Annotated in this window: 2 protein-coding genes; both read left to right on the plus strand. The window is 47.1% G+C overall.

The features are described 5' to 3' along the window. The first annotated feature begins 161 nt into the window (after positions 1-161). Positions 162-2906, plus strand: coding sequence for an SNF2-related protein (locus IBX50_RS17825; protein ID WP_292257674.1), 2745 nt, complete (start codon positions 162-164; stop codon positions 2904-2906). Between the two features lie 19 nt (positions 2907-2925). Next, positions 2926-4161, plus strand: a 1236-nt coding sequence (locus IBX50_RS17830; RefSeq protein WP_292257676.1) for an RNA-binding domain-containing protein, incomplete at its 3' end; no start/stop codon positions are given.

The following is a 4161-nucleotide window of genomic DNA, read 5'->3' on the forward strand; positions in this document are numbered from 1 at the left end:
CAACCCCATTATCCGGGTAGCAGGCTTTCTTTAAAACTGTCCGAACTATTGTTCTCGAAAAGCTTGTCGAAAAGGTTGATATGTTCACACCTCATCAAAGCACCTACTTTGCTCATTGGCTGACCCAGACAGGGAAAATTTCGAATCAGGTTTCAAGAGCCATGGCGTCGGCACGGGTCGACATGAACCCCCATCAGATTGAAGCAGCATGTTTTGCGCTTAAATCCCCTCTGGAAAAAGGGGTGTTGCTGGCAGATGAGGTTGGCTTGGGTAAAACCATTGAGGCCAGTCTTGTCATGGCGCAAAAATGGGCAGAGAACAAACGCAAGATTTTACTGATTGTCCCTGCATCATTACGTAAACAATGGCACCAGGAGCTGGCAGACAAGTTTGAGCTGCCCTCTACAGTGATCGACAGCAAGGTTGAAGGTGAGTTCAGGAAACAGGGTATCTCCAATCCATTTGAGCAAGAAGGCCAGATTGTTATCTGCTCCTATGAATATGTGGCTCTCAGGAAGGATAAAGTTGCTTTGGTATCCTGGGATCTTGTGGTATTTGATGAAGCGCACAAGCTACGTAACATCTATCAGAAAAGTACCAGTAAACGAGCTAAGGCAATTGTCAAGGCAACAGCAAATGCTGAAAGCAGGATTATGCTTTCAGCAACACCTCTCCAGAATAATTTGATGGAGTTGTATGGCTTGGCACAGGTTGTTGATCCACACCTCTTTGGTGATGAAAAATCCTTCAGGATGCTTTATGTCAACCGCCAGAAGAGCGGCAAGGCACTGGAGGATTTAAAGCAGCGAATCAGACCCCTGTGCCATCGCACCTTGCGCCGACAGGTACAGCAAGAGGGTGGAATCAACTTTACTAACCGTTATTCATTGACTCAGGATTTTACACCTGAGGTGGAAGAGTGGGATTTATACACCAAGCTGTCTCACTATTTACAGACGCCAAATCTCCTGGCGATCAATCCAAAAGCCATTCATCTGGTCAGTATTGGACTGAGAAAAATTCTGGCTTCATCGTCTTTTGCTGTAGCAGAAACTCTGAAAGGCATGTTAGAGCGACTGAAAGAAAAACAACAACTGAATGAAAATATTCTCAGTGATATCGAAGACGCTGATGATTGGCTGGACCAAGAATTTGAGGATGATGGTGAATCAGGCGAAAAACCGCCAAACCAGTTACAGCAAGAAATGGATGTTCTGACAGAATGTTATGAAATGGCTCGCCAGATCACCTCCAATGCCAAAGGGGATGCACTGCTGACGGTGCTTGAAAAAGCCATGAAAATGACTGAAAGCCTTGGCGGAAAGCGCAAGGCGGTCATTTTTACTGAATCCTGTCGCACGCAGCAGTATCTGAAAACACTCCTGGAACAGCAGGGCTACGCCGGTCGTGTTGTTTTACTTAATGGCTCAAATAACGACCCATCATCAGTACAGATTTATCAGGCATGGAAAAAACGGCATGAAGGGTCTGCTCGCATCAGCGGTTCAAAAACTGCAGACATGAAAGCAGCACTGGTCGAGCATTTTCGGAGTGATGATGCCGACATCCTGATTTCAACAGAAGCAGGTGGAGAAGGTATCAACCTGCAATTCTGCTCCTTGTTAATCAATTACGATTTGCCCTGGAATCCACAGAAAATTGAGCAGCGCATTGGTCGAGTACACCGCTATGGCCAGCTGCATGATGTTGTTGTTGTTAATTTTGTCAATCGAAGAAATCCAGCAGATAAACGCGTTTTTCAGTTACTAAGTGAAAAACTCAAGTTATTTGAAGGGGTTTTTGGTGCTTCAGATGAGGTTCTGGGTGCCATTGAAGGTAATATTGATATTGAAAAGCGTATCTATGAGATTTATCAGAAATGCCGAACCACTGAAGCCATAGAGCAGGCTTTTGATCAACTGCAGGAAAGCCTCAAAAGTGTACTGGAAGTTCGTGAAGCTGCAGCACGAACCACCTTGCTGGAAAATTTTGACAGAGATGTTGTTGCTTCACTGAAAACCCGGCGTGATGAAAGTAATGATTTTCTGAAAGAGTATGAACGGGTGCTGCTGGATCTCGCACGGGCAGAACTGTCAGAAGCTCAGTTTGGTAGCAATCATTTCTTTTATCAGGATCGACGTTATGACCTGACCTGGGGTATGGCTCAGGAGCAGAACTCGGAGTTTTTTCGTTTACAGGCTACAGAGCACTATCTGGCATGGGATCTGATTCGTAAAGCAAAAAACAGGCAGCTAGACCCAGTACATCTGACTTTTCATTATGATCGTCTGGTTGGGCATTACAGTTCACTGAAACCCTATATTGGGCAATCCGGTCAGATGGCTGTTTTTGAAACCAGTTTCACCTATAACAAAGGCAACACCCGTACTCGGCATCTGGTTGTTTTGGCGCAGACAGATCAAGGTGAGCGGCTTTCAGCTGAAATGGCCGAACATCTCTTGTGCATTCCAGCAGAATCCGTGCCGATGATGGAAGAATTGCCAGAAACCCTGTTTGCAGATTGGCGTGAAGAAGCACTTGCAGGGCTTATAAAACACACAGAAACTGAACTGGAGCAGTATTTTGAACAGGAGTCAGACAAGCTGGAGCGTTGGGCGCAGGATCAACGTGAAACCCTGATGCAGGTCGTTGAAGAGCTGAGCAGCCAGATTCAGCAGTTCAAGAAGGAAGCAAGGCAGCTGGCCTCCACCACCGAGAAAATTCAGGCGAAAAAGGCACTGCGTAAACTGGAGCGTCAGCGTGATGATGCCTTGGCTCAGTATCATGACTCAAGAAAAAAGATAGAGCAGGAAGAAGATCGGCTGCTGGATGAAGTCAGTGAAAAGCTGGAGTTGACCCACAAAGTCACACCTTTATTTACGCTGCGCTGGACACTGGCACATTGAATCTGAACAGGAAGCCCACATGCACCATGAAAAACTGACCAGAGAGCTGATGTACCATGTCCGCCTAGGTGAAGACTCCAGTATTGAGTTCAAAGCCGTTAAACTGGATGGCTCTAAGATTACTGAGCCTCACAAGGACAAAATGGCGCACGAAATGGCAGCCTTTGCCAATGGTCAGGGTGGCCGACTGGTCATCGGCGTGGATGATAAAACCCGTGATGTACAAGGAATTGACGAACACTGCGTAGCCACAGTTGAGGAGTGGATTGTTAATATCAGCCAGCACAACATTAATCCACCACTGCGCATTGACACCTACCTTGTGCAACTGCCAGACAAGCAAGGCAACTTAAAAACAGTGATCAGCGTGGAAATTCCTCGCAGTATTTCGGTACACCAGAGTGCAGGGCGTTATTACCAACGTATTGGTTCCACCAAACAGGAAATGAAACCGGAAGTACTGGCAAGATTGTTTCAGCAGCGGTCACAGGCACGACTCATCCGTTTTGATGAATCTCTGGTGCCGGGCACAGCTTACACAGATATTGATACCAGCCTTAAGCAACGTTTTTTAAAGCCTCATACTCCGGAAAAAGAACAGCTTCACAAACTGCACCTCACTGCCAGAGATGATTATGCCGAAGGCCTCTCGGTTTGTGGTGTGCTGCTGCTAACACCCGATCCTACCCAGTGGCTGACAAATGCCTACATCCAGTGTGTTTGTTACAGCGGTACAGAAAGGGATGCTCAGGATCAACTGGATGCCATGGATCTGACCGGCCCGCTGGATCAACAAATCAATGCCGCTCTGGATTTTGTCAAAAAAAACATGCGCGTTCAGGCGATCAAAACCCTTGGCAGAATTGATATTCCGCAGTATGACCTTGGAGCCGTTTTTGAAGCCGTAGTGAATGCGGTTGCCCATCGGGATTATTCCATGACGGGTCGACGCATTCGCCTGCATCTGTTCGCCGACCGACTGGAGCTTTATTCACCGGGGCAATTGGCTAACAGTCTGACACTGGATGGCCTGATGGAAAATACCGTTACTCGTAATGAAGCACTGGTTAACTTGTTGAGTCGTTATTACCTGGCTCGTGAAGAAGCCGGTCGCCAGGCGCTGATTGAGCGCCGGGGAGAGGGTGTACCCCTTATTATCAATCGCAGCAAGGCACTGAGTGGCAGAGAACCTGAATACCGCATGGTGGATGACAGTGAACTATTGCTTACCATCTATGCTGCTGACAAAAACAGC

Source organism: Marinospirillum sp. (genome assembly GCF_014859565.1).

Bases quoted from the DNA above. Each gene is read 5' to 3' on its own strand.
- IBX50_RS17825 (WP_292257674.1), top strand. From the start codon at position 162: ATGGCGTCGGCACGGGTCGACATGAACCCCCATCAGATTGAAGCAGCA.